Source organism: Pseudomonas migulae (genome assembly GCF_043225285.1).
In the GTDB taxonomy this organism is placed as follows: domain Bacteria; phylum Pseudomonadota; class Gammaproteobacteria; order Pseudomonadales; family Pseudomonadaceae; genus Aquipseudomonas; species Aquipseudomonas migulae_C.
This window is the reverse complement of the sequence record NZ_CP171224.1, coordinates 2,306,227-2,323,127: the sequence shown is the minus strand read 5'-3', so window position 1 is coordinate 2,323,127 and position 16,901 is coordinate 2,306,227. Positions and strand designations below refer to the sequence as shown.

The window sequence follows — 16,901 nt, the reverse complement described above, 5'->3', positions numbered from 1 at the left end:
CCAATTCTTCAAAGCACCGCAGACCTTTGTAGGAGCCAGCTTGCTGGCGATGGCGGCCTCAAGATCAATATAAATTTTGCGGGCCAATCGCCGGCAAGCCGGCTCCTACGGATTTGAAACATTGCGCTTTTACGCTTGAGGCCTGAGCCTTGCGCAACGCTGTACGGGATTGTGAGGTGAGCAACACATGTATCACGGGGAAAGATTGAACGCCTGGACGCATCTGGTCGGGGCGGTGGCGGCGACGGTCGGGGCTGTGTGGATGCTGGTGATCGCCGGCATGGACGGCAGCCCGTGGAAGATCGTCAGCGTGGCGATTTACGGTTTCACCTTGATGGTGCTCTACAGCGCGTCAACCGTGTACCACAGCGTGCGCGGGCGCAAGAAAGCGATCATGCAGAAGGTCGATCACTTTTCGATCTACCTGTTGATTGCCGGCAGCTACACGCCGTTCTGCCTGGTGACCCTGCGCGGGCCGTGGGGCTGGACGTTGTTCGGGATTGTCTGGGGGCTGGCGTTGATCGGCATCCTGCAGGAGATCAAGCCGCGTTCGGAAGCGCGGATCCTGTCGATCGTGATTTACGCGGTGATGGGCTGGATCGTACTGGTGGCGGTCAAACCGTTGCTTGCGGCGCTGGGCACGGCCGGGTTTGCGTGGCTGGCCTCGGGCGGGATTCTGTACACCGTCGGGATCATCTTTTTTGCCCTGGATCACCGGCTGCGGCATGCGCACGGGATCTGGCATCTGTTTGTGATCGCGGGGAGTTTGCTGCACTTCGTCGCGATCATGTTTTACGTCCTGTAAACCGCGTCGCGGCTATTCGCGAGCAGGCTCGCTCCCACAGGGATACGCGTTCCAATGTGGGAGCGAGCCTGCTCGCGATGGGGCCCTAGAAATCACCCCAAAGTTGCTGGGCCACCGCCAACGCCACTACCGGCGCGGTCTCGGTGCGCAACACCCGCGGCCCAAGTCGCGCCGCATGAAAACCCGCCCCTTTGGCCTGATCCACCTCGGCATCCGACAACCCACCTTCCGGCCCGATCAGGAATGCCAGCGTCGCCGGTTTGGCATGGCTCACCAACGGCTCGGCCACCGGATGCAGCACCAGCTTCAACTCTGCCTCAGTCTGCTTCAGCCAGTCCGCCAGCAGCAGCGGCGGGTGAATCACCGGCACCCGTGAGCGCCCGCATTGCTCGCAGGCGCTGATCGCCACCTGGCGCCAGTGCAGCAGGCGTTTGTCGGCGCGTTCGTCCTTCAGGCGGACTTCACAGCGGTCGCTGAAGATCGGGGTGATTTCGGTCACGCCCAGCTCCGTGGCTTTCTGAATCGCCCAATCCATCCGCTCGCCGCGGGACAGGCCCTGGCCGAGATGGATCTGCAGGGGCGATTCGACCTGGCCGGGGAAGCTTTCATCGATCTGCACCACCACACGTTTCTTGCCGACCTCCACCAGCGTGGCGCGAAACTCATGGCCCGAGCCATCGAACAGCTGCAACGCATCGCCCTCGGCCATGCGCAGCACACGGCTGATGTAGTGGGCCTGGGCCTCGGGCAACTCGTGTTGGCCGGTGCTCAGGGGGGCGTCGATAAAGAAGCGGGACAGTCTCATGCGGGGTCTCTGTAATTCATGTGTAGTTCTTGAGGCTGCTATCGCCGGCAAGCCGGCTCCTACAGGTTGGATGTCGTACACAAAATTTTTGGCAGCCACAAATCCCTGTAGGAGCCAGCTTGCTGGCGATGGCGCCAGGCCAGACCCCCACAGAATCAAGTGAAATCAATCACCCCGGATCACGGAACCCGGGGTGGAAGTCCTGCGGCACCGACACGCTCACGCTGTCGCGGGTTGCAATGTCGATCCCTTCGCTGGCCACCTCGGCCAGGAAATCGATCTGCTCCGGCGTGATCACGTAAGGCGGCAGGAAATACACCACGCTGCCCAGCGGTCGAAGTAAAGCACCGCGCTCCAAGGCATGCTGGAACACCTTCAGGCCGCGACGTTCCTGCCACGGGTAGGCTTCCCTGGTCGCCTTGTCCTTGACCATCTCGATGGCCAGCACCATGCCGGTCTGGCGCACTTCCGACACGTTCGGGTGATCGACCAGATGGGCGGTGGAGGAGGCCATGCGCTGGGCCAGCGCCTTGTTGTTCTCGATCACATTGTCTTCTTCGAAGATATCCAGCGTCGCCAACGCCGCCGCGCACGCCAGCGGATTGCCGGTGTAGCTGTGGGAATGGAGGAAGGCGCGCAGGGTCGGGTAGTCGTCGTAGAACGCGCTGTAGACGTCTTCGGTCGTCACGCAGGCCGCCAGCGGCAGGTAGCCGCCGGTCAGGGCCTTGGACAGACAGAGGAAGTCCGGACGGATGCCGGCCTGTTCGCAGGCGAACATCGTCCCGGTGCGGCCGAAACCGACGGCGATTTCGTCGTGGATCAGGTGCACGCCGTAACGGTCGCAGGCTTCACGCAGCAGTTTCAGGTAAACCGGGTGATACATGCGCATGCCGCCGGCGCCCTGGATCAGCGGCTCGACGATCACTGCCGCAACGGTGTCATGGTTTTCCGCCAGGGTCTGTTCCATCGCGGCGAACATGTTGCGCGAATGCTCTTCCCAGCTCATGCCTTCGGGGCGCAGGTAGCAATCGGGGCTCGGCACCTTGAGGGTGTCGAGCAGCAGCGCCTTGTAGGTTTCGGTGAACAGCGGCACGTCGCCCACCGACATCGCCGCCATGGTTTCGCCGTGGTAGCTGTTGGTCAGGGTGACGAAGCGCTTCTTGTTCGGCTGGCCGCGGTTGAGCCAGTAGTGAAAGCTCATTTTCAGCGCGACTTCGATGCAGGAGGAACCGTTATCGGCGTAGAAGCACCGGGTCAGGCCTTCCGGTGTCATCTTCACCAGGCGCTCGGACAGCTCGATCACCGGCTGATGGCTGAAACCGGCCAGAATCACATGCTCCAGCTGATCGACCTGATCCTTGATGCGCTGGTTGATGCGCGGGTTGGCGTGGCCGAACACGTTGACCCACCAGGAGCTGACCGCGTCGAGGTAGCGTTTGCCTTCGAAGTCCTCGAGCCACACGCCTTCGCCGCGCTTGATCGGGATCAGCGGCAGCTGTTCGTGATCTTTCATCTGGGTGCAGGGATGCCACAACACCGCGAGATCGCGTTGCATCCACTGATTGTTCAGGCCCATGTTCAGTCTCCTCGAGGCGGTCCGTGACACGCGCGGACATACAATCGCGCAAGCCTATGCAATGCGTCGCGCGGGAACAACCCATTGTGTCGATTGAGCTACTTTGTATGGGGCGATAGACGTCGCTGGCGGCCTATTGATGGCTAACGTATTCTTCGCGGTTCTTTGAGTCGCCTGACTCGTAAAACTGCTTTTTCCTCGTGTATTTCCGGAGTTCGCTGAATGTCTGCTGGTTGGCTGCGCGCCTGTGCGCTGGTGATGTTGGGGCTGTTCAGCGTGTCTGCGCTGGCCAAGGATAAAACGGCGATCGTGATCGGCGGCGGGCTCGCGGGCCTGACGGCGGCCTACGAACTGCAGAACAAAGGCTGGCAGGTCACCCTGCTGGAAGCCAAGCCGAGCCTCGGCGGTCGTTCCGGCATGGCCACCAGCGAGTGGATCGGCAACGACAAGACCCAGCCGGTGCTGAACAAATACGTTTCGACCTTCAAGCTGAGCACCCAGCCGGCACCGGAGTTCGTGCGTACGCCGAGCTACCTGATCGACGGCGTGTATTACACCGCTGCCGACCTGGCCACCAAGGAGCCGGCCACCGCCGAAGCACTCAAGCGCTACGAAAAGACCCTGGACGACCTGGCGCGCTCCATCGAGGACCCGCAGAACCCGTCGGCCAACGCCACGCTGCATGCGCTGGACCAGATCAATGTGTCCAACTGGCTGGATCGCTTGACGTTGCCGCCGACAGCCCGTCAGCTGGTCAATCAACAGATTCGTACCCGTTATGACGAGCCTTCGCGCCTGTCGCTGCTGTACTTCGCCCAACAGAGCCGCGTCTACCGTGGCGTGTCCGACCGTGACCTGCGCGCCTCGCGCCTGCTCGGTGGCAGTCCGGTGCTGGCCCAGGCGTTCGTCAAGCAACTGAAAACCATCAAGACCAGCTCCCCGGTGTCGTCCATCACCCAGGACAAGGACGGCGTGAACGTCAAGGTCGGCAGCGTTGGCTACCAGGCGGACTACGTTGTCGTCGCCGTGCCGTTGCGCGCACTGGCCAAGATCCAGATGACCCCGGCGCTGGATGCCCAGCACCTGGGCGCGATCAAAGGCACCAACTACGGCTGGCGCGACCAGATCATGCTGAAGTTCAAGACGCCAGTGTGGGAAAGCAAGGCGCGCATGTCCGGCGAAATCTACAGCAACACCGGTCTTGGCATGTTGTGGGTCGAGCCGGCGCTGAAGGGTGGTGCCAACGTGGTGATCAACCTGTCCGGCGACAATGCCCGGGTGATGCAAGCGTTCGGCGACAAGCAGATGGCCGATCAGGTGCTGATTCGCCTGCACGCGTTTTATCCACAGGCGCGCGGCTCGTTCACCGGTTATGAAATTCGTCGCTACAGCACCGACCCGTCGATGGGCGGCGCTTACCTGGCCTTCGGCCCGGGCCAGATCAGCAAGTACTGGCGCCTGTGGGAACGTCCGCTGCAACGCGTAGCATTTGCCGGCGAACACACCGACACCTTGTACCCGGGCACCCTGGAAGGCGCATTGCGCACCGGTCAGCGTGCGGCTGGTCAGGTTGAAGACCTGGCGGCGGGCAAGTCGTTTGAACCGGAGAAAGTTGTACCGGCAGCGACCGCTGCGGCGGCCGGCGCGGTAGCCGCGAAGAAAGGCAACTTCTTCAGCAACCTGTTCGGTGGCTCTTCCGACGACGACAAGAAACCGGAACCGGCGAAGGCACCAGAGCCTGTCGCACCGGTTGCTCCTGCACCGGCTCCAGCCCCGGCACCGACACCTGCACCCGCAGCGGTCGAAGCGCCGAAGCCTGCGGCACCGGTGAAAGCCGAGCCAGCCAAAAAGGCCCCGGCCAAAGCGGCGGTGAAGAAGCCGGTAGCGAAGGCCGAGACCAAGAAAGCCCCGGCCAAAGCGCCAGCGAAAAAAGCTGAACCGGCGAAGAAGCCAGCGACCCCGGCAACGGAGACCAAGGCGCAGTAAGCGTCGAGACTAAAGAAACGCGGCAGAAATGCCGCGTTTTTTTATGCCTGAAAAAAAGAACTGAATAAATACTGTGATGAAGGTGTTCTTGAATTGGATGTCATTTTTTCTCACACATTGGTCTTTAATCTTTCCTTAACGCACGGATTTCAGACTCTTGATCGTATTTCTCGATATTTCAAAGCGAAATTTTCCGCTTTAATTCGATAGATAACTCGTTAGTCTTGGTCGCAATTCTCACAGGATTTGGGCATGCAGCTACGTAACTCTACTTCCCGCTACGGTTGGGTCAGCATCTTCATGCACTGGGGCGTGGCGCTGGCGGTCTTCGGCCTGTTCGCACTGGGGTTGTGGATGGTCGGTCTCGACTACTACAGCACCTGGCGCAAAGACGCGCCGGAGTTGCACAAGAGCATTGGCCTGGTGTTACTGGCCGTCATGGTCCTTCGCGTGCTGTGGCGCTTTGTCAGCCCGCCGCCGCCCTCGCTGGAAAGCTATAGCCGCCTGACGCGCATCGGCGCGAAGTTCGGCCATGGGTTTCTGTACTTCGGTCTGTTTGCTGTGATGATTGCCGGTTACCTGATTTCCACCGCAGATGGTGTCGGGATTCCGGTGTTTGGCCTGTTCGAAGTTCCTGCATTGGTATCCGGGCTACCGGACCAGGCAGACACCGCCGGTGTGATTCATCTGTATCTGGCGTGGGTGCTGGTAATTTTTTCCGGCCTCCATGCGTTGGCAGCATTGAAGCACCACTTTATCGATCGTGATGCGACCCTCACTCGAATGCTCGGTCGCAAAGCCTGAAGTTCAACCTCGACTCCAAAGGAATAGAAAGCATGTTGAAAAAGACCCTCGCCGCTCTGGCAATCGGTTCCGCGCTGCTGTCCGCCGGTAACGTAATGGCCGCTGACTACGTCGTCGACAAAGAAGGCCAGCACGCCTTCGTTGACTTCAAGATCAGCCACCTGGGCTACAGCTTCATCACCGGTACCTTCAAGGACATCGACGGCAAGTTCAGCTTCGACGCTGCCAAGCCTGAAGACGCCAAGATCGAGTTCAACGTGAACACCGCCAGCGTGTTCACCAACAATGCTGAGCGTGACAAGCACATCTCCAGCAAAGACTTCCTGAACGCCAGCAAAGCCACCTTCGTGTCCACCAGCGTCAAATCCACCGGCAAAAACGCCGCTGGCAAAGACACTGCCGATGTGACCGGCGACCTGACCATTCTGGGCGTGACCAAGCCAGTCGTGGTCAAGGCCACCTTCCTGGGTGAAGGCAAGGATCCATGGGGCGGCTACCGTGCCGGCTTCGAAGGCACCACCAGCATCAAGCGTTCCGACTTCGGCAAGCAGAAAGACCTGGGCCCATCGTCCGACGCGGTCGAGCTGTACGTGACGTTTGAAGGTGTGAAAGCGAAGTAACATTCGCCCCCGACACCAAAACGCCCCCGACCTTGCGGTCGGGGGCGTTTTTTATTGCCTGCCACAATCTCCCCGGCCACAGATCCACTGTAGGAGCGAGCTTGCTCGCGATGGACGTTAACGAAAACGCAGGCTGTCTGGATAAACGCGTTGCCCGTACGTTTTTCGCGAGCAAGCTCGCTCCTACAGTGGATTGTTGTCAGGCATAAAAAAGCCCCGGATCGTGAGGTCCGGGGCTTTTTTCAGGGCAGCGTCAAATCAGCGATTGCGAGTCAGCAAGGCTGGTTTCTCGCCGCGCGGACGGCCTGGCAGTTGATCAAGTTGCTCAGGTGTCGGGAAACGATCGGTTTTCGACTCCTTGTGAATGATCTTCGGTGCCGGACCGCGCGGGTTCTGCACGGCCGGTTCCGAGCGTGACTGCTCGTCACGTGCCGGGCGACGGTTGCGGCCTTCTTCGCGACGGGCCTGACCGTCACGTGGCGCACCGTTGCGTGGACCGCTGCGCTTGGCGGGTGGCGTGCCAGTGGTGGCGCCGTCGCTGCTGCGCGGGCCGCTTTGACGACCCTGAGGTTTGCCGCCGGTGCGCGGAGTGCCAGCAGCCTGACCTTGTGCCGGAGCACCCGGACGGCGACCGCGACCCTGGGCCGGTTTGGCCTGAGGTACGTAGTCGACGCGGTTACCGAAGTTATCGATATCGTCGTCCAGGAACTCGTCCGGAGCACGATCAGCCGCCGCACGAGGCGCCGGGCGCTGTTGCTCGCGGGCAGGCGTGCCTTCACGTGGCTTCTGCTCACGTGCCGGACGTTCGCCACGGCCGCTGGCCGGTTTTTCCTTGCCACCCTTGTCCTTGCCCTTGTCTTTACGACCGCCGCCACCGCCGCTGCCATTCGGACCGTCGCCGCGCGGGCCACGTGGGTTGCGCGGGTTACGCACATCCGGACGCTCGCGCACTTCCGGTTTCTCGGCTTCCACAGCGCTGGAATCGAAGCCCATCAGGTCGCCGTCGGCGATTTTCTGCTTGGTCATGCGCTCGATGCTTTTCAGCAGCTTTTCTTCGTCCGGAGCGACCAGCGAGATCGCCTCGCCCGAACGACCGGCACGGCCGGTACGACCGATGCGGTGAACGTAGTCTTCGTCGACGTTCGGCAATTCGAAGTTGACCACGTGTGGCAGCTGGTCGATGTCGAGGCCGCGGGCGGCGATGTCGGTGGCGACCAGGATACGCACTTCGCCGGCCTTGAAGTCGGCCAGGGCTTTGGTGCGCGCGTTCTGGCTCTTGTTGCCGTGGATCGCCACGGCGCTCAGGCCGTGTTTGTCCAGGTACTCGGCCAGGCGGTTGGCGCCGTGCTTGGTGCGGGTGAACACCAGCACCTGTTCCCAGGCGCCGGCGGTGATCAGGTGCGCCAGCAGCGAACGCTTGTGGCTGGCGGCCAGGCGGAATACACGCTGTTCGATACGCTCGACCGTGGTGTTCGGCGGCGTGACTTCGATGCGTTCCGGGTTGTGCAGCAGCTTGCCGGCGAGGTCGGTGATGTCTTTGGAGAAGGTCGCGGAGAACAGCAGATTCTGACGCTTGGCCGGCAGGCGGGCCAGGACTTTCTTCACGTCATGGACGAAGCCCATGTCGAGCATGCGGTCGGCTTCGTCCAGCACGAGGATTTCCACGTGGGACAGGTCGACGCTGCCTTGGCCGGCGAGGTCGAGCAGGCGGCCAGGGCAGGCCACCAGCACGTCAACACCGCGGGACATGGCCTGAACCTGCGGGTTCATGCCGACGCCGCCGAAGATGCAGGCGCTGACGAACTTCAGGTCACGGGCGTAGACCTTGAAGCTCTCGTGTACCTGGGCCGCGAGTTCGCGGGTCGGCGTCAGGACCAGTACGCGCGGTTGGCGCGGGCCATGGCGCTGGGACTTGTCCGGGTGACCGTTGGGGAACAACCGCTCCAGGATCGGAAGGGCGAAACCGCCGGTTTTACCAGTACCTGTCTGTGCCGCGACCATCAGGTCGCGACCTTGCAACACGGCGGGAATGGCCCGCTGTTGCACCGGAGTAGGCTCGGTATAGCCCGCATCTTCGATGGCACGGACTAAAGCCTCGGAGAGACCGAGGGAAGCAAAGGACATGAGTAATCCTGTTTTAGTTAGGGCTTGGCCCAATGGGAGTCTTGCCTGGCGCGAATGGCGTTTAAGAGGAACGCAATCCCGTCCGGTCCTGCTGGGCCTTGAAAGCTCGTCTGGAGCGCTCGCGCGGGCTGAAAGCTGCGCTGTAGCGGGGTCGAGATGCCTTGAACAAGTCCGAGCGTCCGGGCGTGAGCCTGGCGGGAAGGCCGGAGTATAACAGAGCAATCACTGCGCGCCGCTTTCCTGCTGCTCAACGGTTTTTTCGCGGATGGCGGTGGCCCCGGCGGCGTTGGTGCTGATCGTCGGATCGGCGCCATAGCGGGCGCTCAGTTCGGCATAGGCAGGCTCGCGCTTGAAGCGTTTGAGTTCGGCACCGAAACGTTGCACCAGCAAGTCCATCCCGGCATTGCGGCGCACGGCGAGGAACTGGCTTTGCTGGCTGATGACGGTCGGGTTTTCGCTGATCTGGCCGCGGATTTTCAATTCGTCGAGCAAATGCTGGCCCACCCGGCGGTCGGTGATCAACAGGTCGATCCGCCCGCGCACCAGTTTGCCGAAGTTGGCTTCATGGGTGGGCGCCGGTTCACGGGTGAACAGCGTCGACTGGCTGAAGTCCGGGCTGTACAGGTAACCCGGAGACGTGCCGATCGTCAGGCCTTTCAAATCTTCGAGGGTGCGGAACGGATGCGGTCGCTCGTTGGCGTAGAACAGCACGAACTCGACTTCCGAGAGCGGTTCGCTGGGATAGAGCAGGGTGGCGTCGCGCTCGTCGCTGTGAAAAATGTCCAGCGCGCCATCGGCCTGGCCTGTTTCGAGCATCGACAGGCAGCGTTTCCATGGCAGGAATTGCCACTCCACTTCGATGCCCAGCCTTTTGAAGACAATGGCAGTGGTTTCGTAGTCCAGGCCCAGGGATTTACCGTTTTCCTCGTAGACGTAAGGTGCCCACGGTTCAGTGACAATGCGCAGTTTCTCGCCCCGAGCGGCAAAGCTCAGGCAAGTGAAAAGCAACACGGTCAGTAACTGGGTAATCGAAGGCATGGGCTTGAGATTACGACGAGAAACGGGAAAGAGCCAGAAACCGGCTGCAGATGCTCTATCTCCGTGGGTTGCTTCACAAAAAACTGCGTGGAAAGCAAAAGATCGCAGCTTGCGACAGCTCCTACAGGGACTAAACAATCCGTTGTAGGAGCTGCCGCAAGCTGCGATCTTTTGTTGTTGCGTGTGACAACTATTAGCGCGGCAGCTTCAGGTTGTTCCACACCGCCAGGCTCGCTTCAGCCTGGTTCAGCGTGTAGAAGTGCAGCCCTGGTGCGCCACCTTGCAGCAGGCGTTCGCACATCTCGGTGATGACTTGTTCACCAAAGCGTTGAATGCTCTGGGTGTCGTCGCCGTAGGCTTCCAGTTGCTTGCGGATCCAGCGCGGGATTTCCGCACCGCAGGCGTCGGAGAAGCGCGCGAGCTTGCTGTAGTTGGTGATCGGCATGATGCCCGGCACGATCGGGATGTTCACGCCCAGCGCACGCACACGCTCGACAAAGTAGAAGTAGCTGTCGGCGTTGAAGAAGTACTGGGTGATCGCGCTGTCGGCACCGGCGTTGGCCTTGCGCACGAAGTTGGCGATATCGTCTTCGAAATTGCGCGCTTGCGGATGCATTTCCGGGTAAGCGGCGACTTCGATGTGGAAATGATCGGCGGTTTCTTCACGAATGAATTCAACCAGGTCATTGGCGTGGCGCAGTTCACCGCTGGCCATGCCCATGCCCGACGGCAGGTCACCGCGCAGGGCGACGATACGCTTGATGCCGGCGGCCTTGTATTGCGCCAGCAGGCCGCGCAAGTCGTCCTTGCTGTCGCCCACGCAAGACAGATGCGGTGCGGCAGGGACTTTGACTTCGCTTTCGAGCTGCAACACGGTGTTGAGGGTTCGATCTCGGGTCGAGCCGCCAGCGCCATAGGTGCAGGAGAAGAAATCGGGGTTGTACGTAGCCAGCTGACGAGCAGTGGCGAGCAGCTTTTCATGCCCAGCGTCGGTCTTCGTAGGGAAGAACTCAAAGCTGTAGCGACGGTCTTGGGACATGGTCATATCCTTGGAAACGCGTAAGGCGAACGCTGATCCTCTGTAGGAGCGGGCTTGCTCGCGAAAAACGTAAGGGCAGCGCGTGTATCCAGACAGCACGCGTTATCGTTGACGTCCATCGCGAGCAGGGCTCGCTCCTACAGGGGAGCAGGCGACGCGGTGTATCGAAACACCGCGCAGACGGTCAGCAGATCAGTAGCGGTAAGCGTGCGGCTTGAACGGACCTTCGACGGTCACGCCGATGTAGTCGGCCTGGGTCTTGGTCAGTTGAGTCACGACGCCGCCGAAACCGCGGACCATTTCCAGGGCCACTTCTTCGTCGAGTTTCTTCGGCAGTACTTCTACGGTCAGGCGCTCGGCTTTCTGGGCTGGCGACAGGTCGGCGTACTTCTGGCCGAACAGGAAGATCTGAGCCAGAACCTGGTTGGCGAACGAACCGTCCATGATGCGGCTTGGGTGGCCAGTGGCGTTACCCAGGTTAACCAGACGGCCTTCGGCCAGCAGGATCAGGTAGTCGTCGTTCTGGGCATCGAATGCGCCAGCGCCGGTACGGTGGATCTTGTGAACCTGTGGCTTCACTTCTTCCCATGCCCAGTTCTTGCGCATGAAAGCGGTGTCGATTTCGTTGTCGAAGTGGCCGATGTTGCAGACAACAGCGCGCTTCTTCAGGGCTTTGAGCATGTTCGCGTCGCAAACATTGACGTTGCCGGTGGTGGTCACGATCAGGTCGATCTTGCCCAGCAGCGCTTTGTCGATGCTTGCTTCGGTACCGTTGTTGATACCGTCGATGAACGGCGAAACCAGTTCGAAACCGTCCATGCAGGCTTGCATGGCGCAGATCGGGTCGACTTCGGAGACTTTAACGATCATGCCTTCCTGACGCAGGGACTGAGCGGAGCCCTTGCCCACGTCGCCGTAACCGATGACCAGCGCTTGCTTGCCGGACAACAGGTGGTCGGTGCCGCGCTTGATCGCGTCGTTCAGGCTGTGACGGCAGCCGTACTTGTTGTCGTTCTTGGACTTGGTCACCGAGTCGTTGACGTTGATGGCCGGGATTTTCAGCTCGCCCTTGGCCAGCATGTCCAGCAGACGGTGAACGCCGGTGGTGGTTTCTTCGGTCACGCCGTGAACGCGATCCAGAACCTGTGGGTACTTGTCGTGCAGCAGCTGGGTCAGGTCGCCGCCGTCGTCGAGGATCATGTTGGCATCCCATGGCGCGCCATCTTTCAGGATGGTCTGCTCCAGGCACCACTCGTACTCTTCTTCAGTCTCGCCTTTCCAGGCGAAAACCGGGATGCCGGCAGCAGCGATAGCGGCAGCGGCCTGGTCCTGAGTCGAGAAAATGTTGCAGGACGACCAGCGCACTTCGGCACCCAGGGCAACCAGGGTTTCGATCAGCACGGCAGTCTGAATGGTCATGTGGATGCAGCCGAGAATCTTGGCGCCCTTGAGCGGCTGCTCACCGACGTACTTGCGGCGCAGACCCATCAGGGCTGGCATTTCGGACTCAGCGATGATGGTTTCGCGACGGCCCCAGGCAGCCAGGGACATGTCGGCGACTTTGTAATCGTTAAAATCTGCAGGCGTGATAACAGCGCTCATGATGAGCCTCCATTCGTAATGTATGCGAATGGGCGCCGTTGTGCGTTTAGTGTCTGGCCGTGGCCAGTCAACGCCCCATCCGAGCCTGACAGGTCTAGCCTGCTGCAGCGCCCCTCGGACAGGTGGCGGGAAAACGGTATCAATGGAACGTTACCGTTTTGAAACGGTGGCGATTATAGCGGGCTATGCTGATCTTCCAAAGCCTTTCTGTTGGTCAATGTCCGAACGGTAATCGAGACCATAGTCGATGCTTAATAGAGCTCTAGTCCGGGCTCTGCCATGATGACACCCATCATTCGGCAAGACGCTCAGGAGTGAATATGAACTTCCACACCCGCAAATGGGTAAAACCCGAAGACCTCAACCCCAACGGCACGCTGTTCGGCGGCAGCCTGTTGCGCTGGATCGATGAAGAAGCGGCGATCTACGCCATCGTCCAGCTGGGTAACCAGCGCGTGGTCACCAAATACATTTCCGAAATCAACTTCGTCAGCGCCTCGCGCCAGGGCGACATCATCGAACTGGGCATCACCGCCACCGAGTTCGGTCGCACCTCGATCACCCTGACGTGTGAAGTGCGCAACAAGATCACCCGCAAAAGCATCCTGACGGTGGAGAAGATGGTCTTCGTCAACCTCGGTGAAGACGGCCTGCCCGCGCCCCACGGCCGCACCGAAATCAAGTACGTTAAAGATCAATTCAAGGACGAGTAATGCGAGTCCGTAGGAGCCGGCTTGCCGGCGATGGCGTAATCAGCGACAGCGCAGAAACCGAGTCGGTCCCATCGCCAGCAAGCTGGCTCCTACAGAAACCTCTCCATGCAGTGAACAGCGCCAACCCCCGCGTGTCGTACCTACATCGCCCGCCACCGGTTCCGGAGCTTTATGGACACGCAAAAAGACGGCAAGACTCCGAACCTCTCTGAGCAAGAGAAGCATGAGGTCGACAAGAACCAGCCACCGCGCGCCGCGGTGCTGCACGAGATCATCCGCACCCAGGGCGATCAGGAGCTGGAACGCAGCGTTGCAGCGTTATGGTGGTCGGCGCTGGCTGCCGGCCTGACCATGGGCCTGTCGCTGATGGCCATGGGGTTGCTCAACTCGCGCCTGCCGGATGGCGAGCATTTCAAGGTGATTGCCAGTTTCGGTTACTGCGCCGGGTTCCTCGCGGTCATCCTGGCCCGGCAGCAGTTGTTCACCGAGAACACGCTGACGGCCGTATTGCCGGTCATGACCAAACCCACGTTGAACAACTTCGGGCGCTTGCTGCGCCTGTGGTCGGTCGTGCTGGTGGGCAACCTTTGCGGCACATTGCTCGTGGCCTACGTGATGCTGCATCTGCCGATTTTCGACACCAAGACCGACCTGGCTTTCCTCGAGATCGGGCGCAAGGTCATGGAGAATGACGTCGGCAAAATGTTCGCCAAAGGCATCGTCTCGGGCTGGATGATCGCCACCATGGTCTGGATGATCCCGTCCATGGAGAGCGCCAAGATGTGGATCATCATCCTCATCACCTACCTCATGGCGCTGGGGGATTTCACGCACATCGTGGTGGGCTCGGCCGAGGTTTCGTACCTGGTGTTTGCCGGCGAGTTGCCGTGGAAGGATTTCTGGCTGGTGTTCGCCGGGCCGACGCTGGCGGGCAACATCATTGGCGGCAGCTTCATCTTTGCGCTGTTGAGTCATGCGCAAATTCGCAGTGAGAGCGGGCCGCCGAAGAAGAGCGCGGATCAGGAGCCCGATCCGCGCAAGTCCGACGAGTGATCAGTGATGCTCGACCGGCGTGGCAGGTGCCGGTTCATTTCGGGTCACGTGCTTCACCAGCTTGCCGATGCTCAAGCCCTGCAACAGGATTGATGACAGCACCACGATGTAGGTGATGCTCAGCAGCAAATCACGTTCAGGGCCCAACGGCAGTGCCAACGCCAGCGCGACTGAAACGCCGCCGCGCAAACCGCCCCAGGTCAGGATCCGGATCGTTCCGCGCGGGACCGTGCGCCAGCGCCGGAGCAGTACGATGGCCGGTGCCACCGTCAACAGGCGCGACAGCAGAATCGCCAGCGCCAGCAGACTCGCGGCCAGCACATGCAGCCAGTTGAACGGCAGCAGCAACAGCTCCATGCCGATCAGGGCAAACAGCAGCGCGTTGAGCATGTCGTCGAGCAGTTCCCAGAAGCCGTCCAGGTACTTTCGAGTCATGTCATTCATCGCCAGGTTGCGGCCCAGGTTGCCGATGATCAGGCCGGCAACCACCATCGCGATCGGCGCGGATACGTGCAGCTCCGACGCCATGGCCGAGCCGCCGATCACCAATGCCAGCGTCAGCATCACTTCGATCTGATGCTGCTCGATGCTTTTGATCATCAGGTACACCAGATAGCCGATCAGCCCGCCGAACAGAACGCCGCCTATCGCTTCGTGCGCGAACAGCATGGCCGTGGCGCCGAGGGTCGGGGTTTCACCGAGTTGCGCGATACCCAGCAATACGGTGAACACCACGACCGCCGTGCCGTCGTTGAACAGGCTCTCGCCGACGATCGTGGTTTTCAGCGGCTTGGACGCGTTGGCCGTTCGCAACACGCCGAGTACAGCGATCGGGTCAGTGGGAGAAATCAGCGCGCCAAACAGCAGGCAGTACAGGAAACTCACGTGCCAGCCGAACAGGGCGAAAATGTAATAGGCGAGGCTGCCGATCACGGCGGTGGCGATCAATACGCCGAAGGTGGCCAGTAAACCGATGGGCCAACGGTAGCTGCGCAGGTCGTTGAGATTGACGTGCAACGCGCCGGCGAACAGCAGGAAGGACAGCATCCAGTTCATCAGCAGATCACCAAAGTCGATCTGGCCGATCAGCTGTTGCACGCGTTCTTCCAGGCCGGGGTAGCCGATGAAACTCAGGCCTTGCAACAGCAGGGAAAACATCAACGCGGTGACCATGACGCCGATGGTCGGAGGCAGGCCGATGAAGCGGAAATTCACGTAGGTGAGGAGGGACGTGAGGCAGATAAACGCAGCGACAAGTTCAAGCATCCGGGGTCCTTGGATGAGGGGAGGGATTGGTTTTCAGGCAGGCGCATCGAGTCGGCTTCTTCGCGGACATGCCCGCCCCACATTTGATCCCGGCTGTACACAACGCTTGTGTTCACCAGAGATCCCTGTGGGAGCGAGCCTGCTCGCGATAGCGGTATTGGCAGCGACGCATTATTCAGCCGGTCACATTGACCGCAGCTGCACCGCGACGTTGCAGGTAAATGAAGAAAAGTGCCGTCAGCACCGTCAAGCCACTGACTAGCGCTCCGGTCCACGGCAAGTCCGCGAGGTCAGCGCCACTGGCGACCACCAGTCCGCCAATCCACGCGCCCGCCGCGTTGCCCAGGTTGAATGCGCTCTGATTTAACGTCGAGCCCAGGTTCGGCGCTTCGTGGGCCTGATCGATGATCAGCAGTTGCAGGATCGGGCACAGCGCGAAGGCGAAGATGCCCCACAACACCAGCGTGATTGCCGCCGGAATTACCGAGTGACTGGTCTGGGTAAAAGCCGCCAACACGACCACCACCGCCAGCGCCATGCCCACCAGCGAAGGGAGCAGGCGACTGTCAGCCAGGCGGCCGCCGAGCATGCTGCCCGCCGTCAGGCCCACGCCGAACAACAGCAACATGATGGTCACGCCATGGGGGCTGACGCCGGTGATGTCCTGCAGGATCGGCGCGATGTAGGTGAACACGCTGAACAGGCTGATCGACGCCAGCACGCTCATGCCCAAGGCCAGCAGCACATTGATCTTGCCCAGCACTTTGAACTCGCTGGCCAGGTTGGCCTTGTCCATGGCGATGTCCTTCGGCAACCAGACCCACTGTGCAATCGCAGCGATCACGCCGATCACCGACACCGCCCAGAACGTCGAACGCCAGCCGGCGTACTGCCCGAGTGCAGTTCCCAGCGGTACACCGAGCACGTTGGCCAGGGTCAGCCCGGTAAACATCATGGCAATCGCCTGGGCCCGTTTGTTCGGTGCGACCAGGCCGGCGGCAACCACCGAGCCGATGCCGAAGAACGCTCCATGGCACAGCGCGGTGACCACTCGGGCGGCCATCAGCGTCGCGTAGTTGGGCGCCAGCGCACACAGCACGTTGCCGAGGATGAACATCAGCGTCATGCCCAGCAACGTGGCTTTGCGCGGCATGTTGGCAGTGCCGACCGCGAGGATCGGTGCGCCGAACACCACGCCCAGGGCGTAGCCGGTGATCAGCAGGCCGGCGTGGGGAATGCTCACGGCCAGGTCGCGAGCGACGTCGGGCAGCAAACCCATGATGACGAATTCAGTGGTGCCGATGCCGAACGCGGCAACAGCGAGGGCAAGCAAGGCGAGAGGCATGCGCAAGGTCTCTGTCGGTAGTCTTGACGCTGTGATCAGGCATACGCATGCCGAAGGCCGTTCTCGAAGAAAAACGGACCCAGGCAGAAATTATTGGAATTAGTCTGTGCGCAACTGAGTGCGGC

Annotated in this window: 14 protein-coding genes and 1 riboswitch; of the genes, 6 read left to right on the top strand and 8 right to left on the bottom strand. The window is 60.9% G+C overall.

Translation table 11 applies throughout. The features are described from left to right. Positions 1–187 precede the first annotated feature (187 nt). Entirely contained in the window at positions 188–805 is a 618-nt protein-coding gene (locus ACF6ZU_RS10735) for a hemolysin III family protein (protein ID WP_392892211.1), read from the top strand. 85 nt (positions 806–890) lie between these two features. Here the strand turns inward: ACF6ZU_RS10735 and ACF6ZU_RS10730 are convergent, their stop codons facing one another. Next, positions 891–1,610, bottom strand: coding sequence for a 16S rRNA (uracil(1498)-N(3))-methyltransferase (locus ACF6ZU_RS10730; RefSeq protein WP_392892209.1), 720 nt, complete (start codon positions 1,608–1,610; stop codon positions 891–893). Between the two features lie 169 nt (positions 1,611–1,779). Beyond that, positions 1,780–3,186, bottom strand: a complete 1,407-nt coding sequence (locus tag ACF6ZU_RS10725) for an adenosylmethionine--8-amino-7-oxononanoate transaminase (protein ID WP_392892207.1) — start codon at positions 3,184–3,186, stop codon at positions 1,780–1,782. A gap of 222 nt (positions 3,187–3,408) precedes the next feature. Here ACF6ZU_RS10725 and ACF6ZU_RS10720 point away from each other — a divergent pair, with 222 nt between their 5' ends. The 3 genes from ACF6ZU_RS10720 (at position 3,409) to ACF6ZU_RS10710 (ending at position 6,596) form a co-directional block, all read left to right on the top strand. Further along, the gene (locus ACF6ZU_RS10720; RefSeq protein ID WP_392892205.1) at positions 3,409–5,172 is read left to right on the top strand and encodes a flavin monoamine oxidase family protein; all 1,764 of its coding nucleotides are present in this window, start codon (positions 3,409–3,411) and stop codon (positions 5,170–5,172) included. 252 nt (positions 5,173–5,424) lie between these two features. Continuing rightward, positions 5,425–5,976, top strand: coding sequence for a cytochrome b (locus tag ACF6ZU_RS10715; RefSeq protein WP_392892204.1), 552 nt, complete (start codon positions 5,425–5,427; stop codon positions 5,974–5,976). A gap of 32 nt (positions 5,977–6,008) precedes the next feature. Beyond that, complete coding sequence (locus ACF6ZU_RS10710) at positions 6,009–6,596, top strand: YceI family protein (RefSeq protein WP_392892203.1); 588 nt, start codon at positions 6,009–6,011, stop codon at positions 6,594–6,596. A 258-nt stretch (positions 6,597–6,854) separates the two neighbouring features. Here the strand turns inward: ACF6ZU_RS10710 and ACF6ZU_RS10705 are convergent, their stop codons facing one another. The 4 genes from ACF6ZU_RS10705 to ahcY form a co-directional block, all read right to left on the bottom strand. Continuing rightward, complete coding sequence (locus ACF6ZU_RS10705) at positions 6,855–8,720, bottom strand: DEAD/DEAH box helicase (protein ID WP_392892201.1); 1,866 nt, start codon at positions 8,718–8,720, stop codon at positions 6,855–6,857. Between the two features lie 222 nt (positions 8,721–8,942). Further along, positions 8,943–9,758 (bottom strand): substrate-binding periplasmic protein, encoded by an 816-nt coding sequence (locus ACF6ZU_RS10700; protein WP_392892199.1) that lies wholly within the window; start codon positions 9,756–9,758, stop codon positions 8,943–8,945. 193 nt (positions 9,759–9,951) lie between these two features. Further along, entirely contained in the window at positions 9,952–10,797 is an 846-nt protein-coding gene (metF, locus tag ACF6ZU_RS10695) for a methylenetetrahydrofolate reductase [NAD(P)H] (RefSeq protein ID WP_392892198.1), read from the bottom strand. A gap of 192 nt (positions 10,798–10,989) precedes the next feature. Further along, positions 10,990–12,399, bottom strand: a complete 1,410-nt coding sequence (ahcY, locus tag ACF6ZU_RS10690) for an adenosylhomocysteinase (protein ID WP_392892195.1) — start codon at positions 12,397–12,399, stop codon at positions 10,990–10,992. 23 nt (positions 12,400–12,422) lie between these two features. After that, a riboswitch (S-adenosyl-L-homocysteine riboswitch) is annotated at positions 12,423–12,521 on the bottom strand. A 198-nt stretch (positions 12,522–12,719) separates the two neighbouring features. Between ahcY and ACF6ZU_RS10685 the strand changes: the two genes are divergently transcribed. Together ACF6ZU_RS10685 and ACF6ZU_RS10680 are read left to right on the top strand one after the other, a co-directional pair. After that, positions 12,720–13,112, top strand: coding sequence for an acyl-CoA thioesterase (locus tag ACF6ZU_RS10685; protein ID WP_008033312.1), 393 nt, complete (start codon positions 12,720–12,722; stop codon positions 13,110–13,112). Positions 13,113–13,283: 171 nt separating this feature from the next. Further along, entirely contained in the window at positions 13,284–14,165 is an 882-nt protein-coding gene (locus tag ACF6ZU_RS10680) for a formate/nitrite transporter family protein (protein WP_392892193.1), read from the top strand. On the opposite strand, the gene ACF6ZU_RS10675 is transcribed toward ACF6ZU_RS10680, so the two are convergent. Then, entirely contained in the window at positions 14,166–15,431 is a 1,266-nt protein-coding gene (locus ACF6ZU_RS10675) for a cation:proton antiporter (RefSeq protein ID WP_392892191.1), read from the bottom strand. A gap of 175 nt (positions 15,432–15,606) precedes the next feature. Then, on the bottom strand, positions 15,607–16,776 hold the full coding sequence (locus ACF6ZU_RS10670; RefSeq protein WP_392892189.1) for an MFS transporter: 1,170 nt from the start codon (positions 16,774–16,776) through the stop codon (positions 15,607–15,609). Positions 16,777–16,901 lie beyond the last annotated feature (125 nt).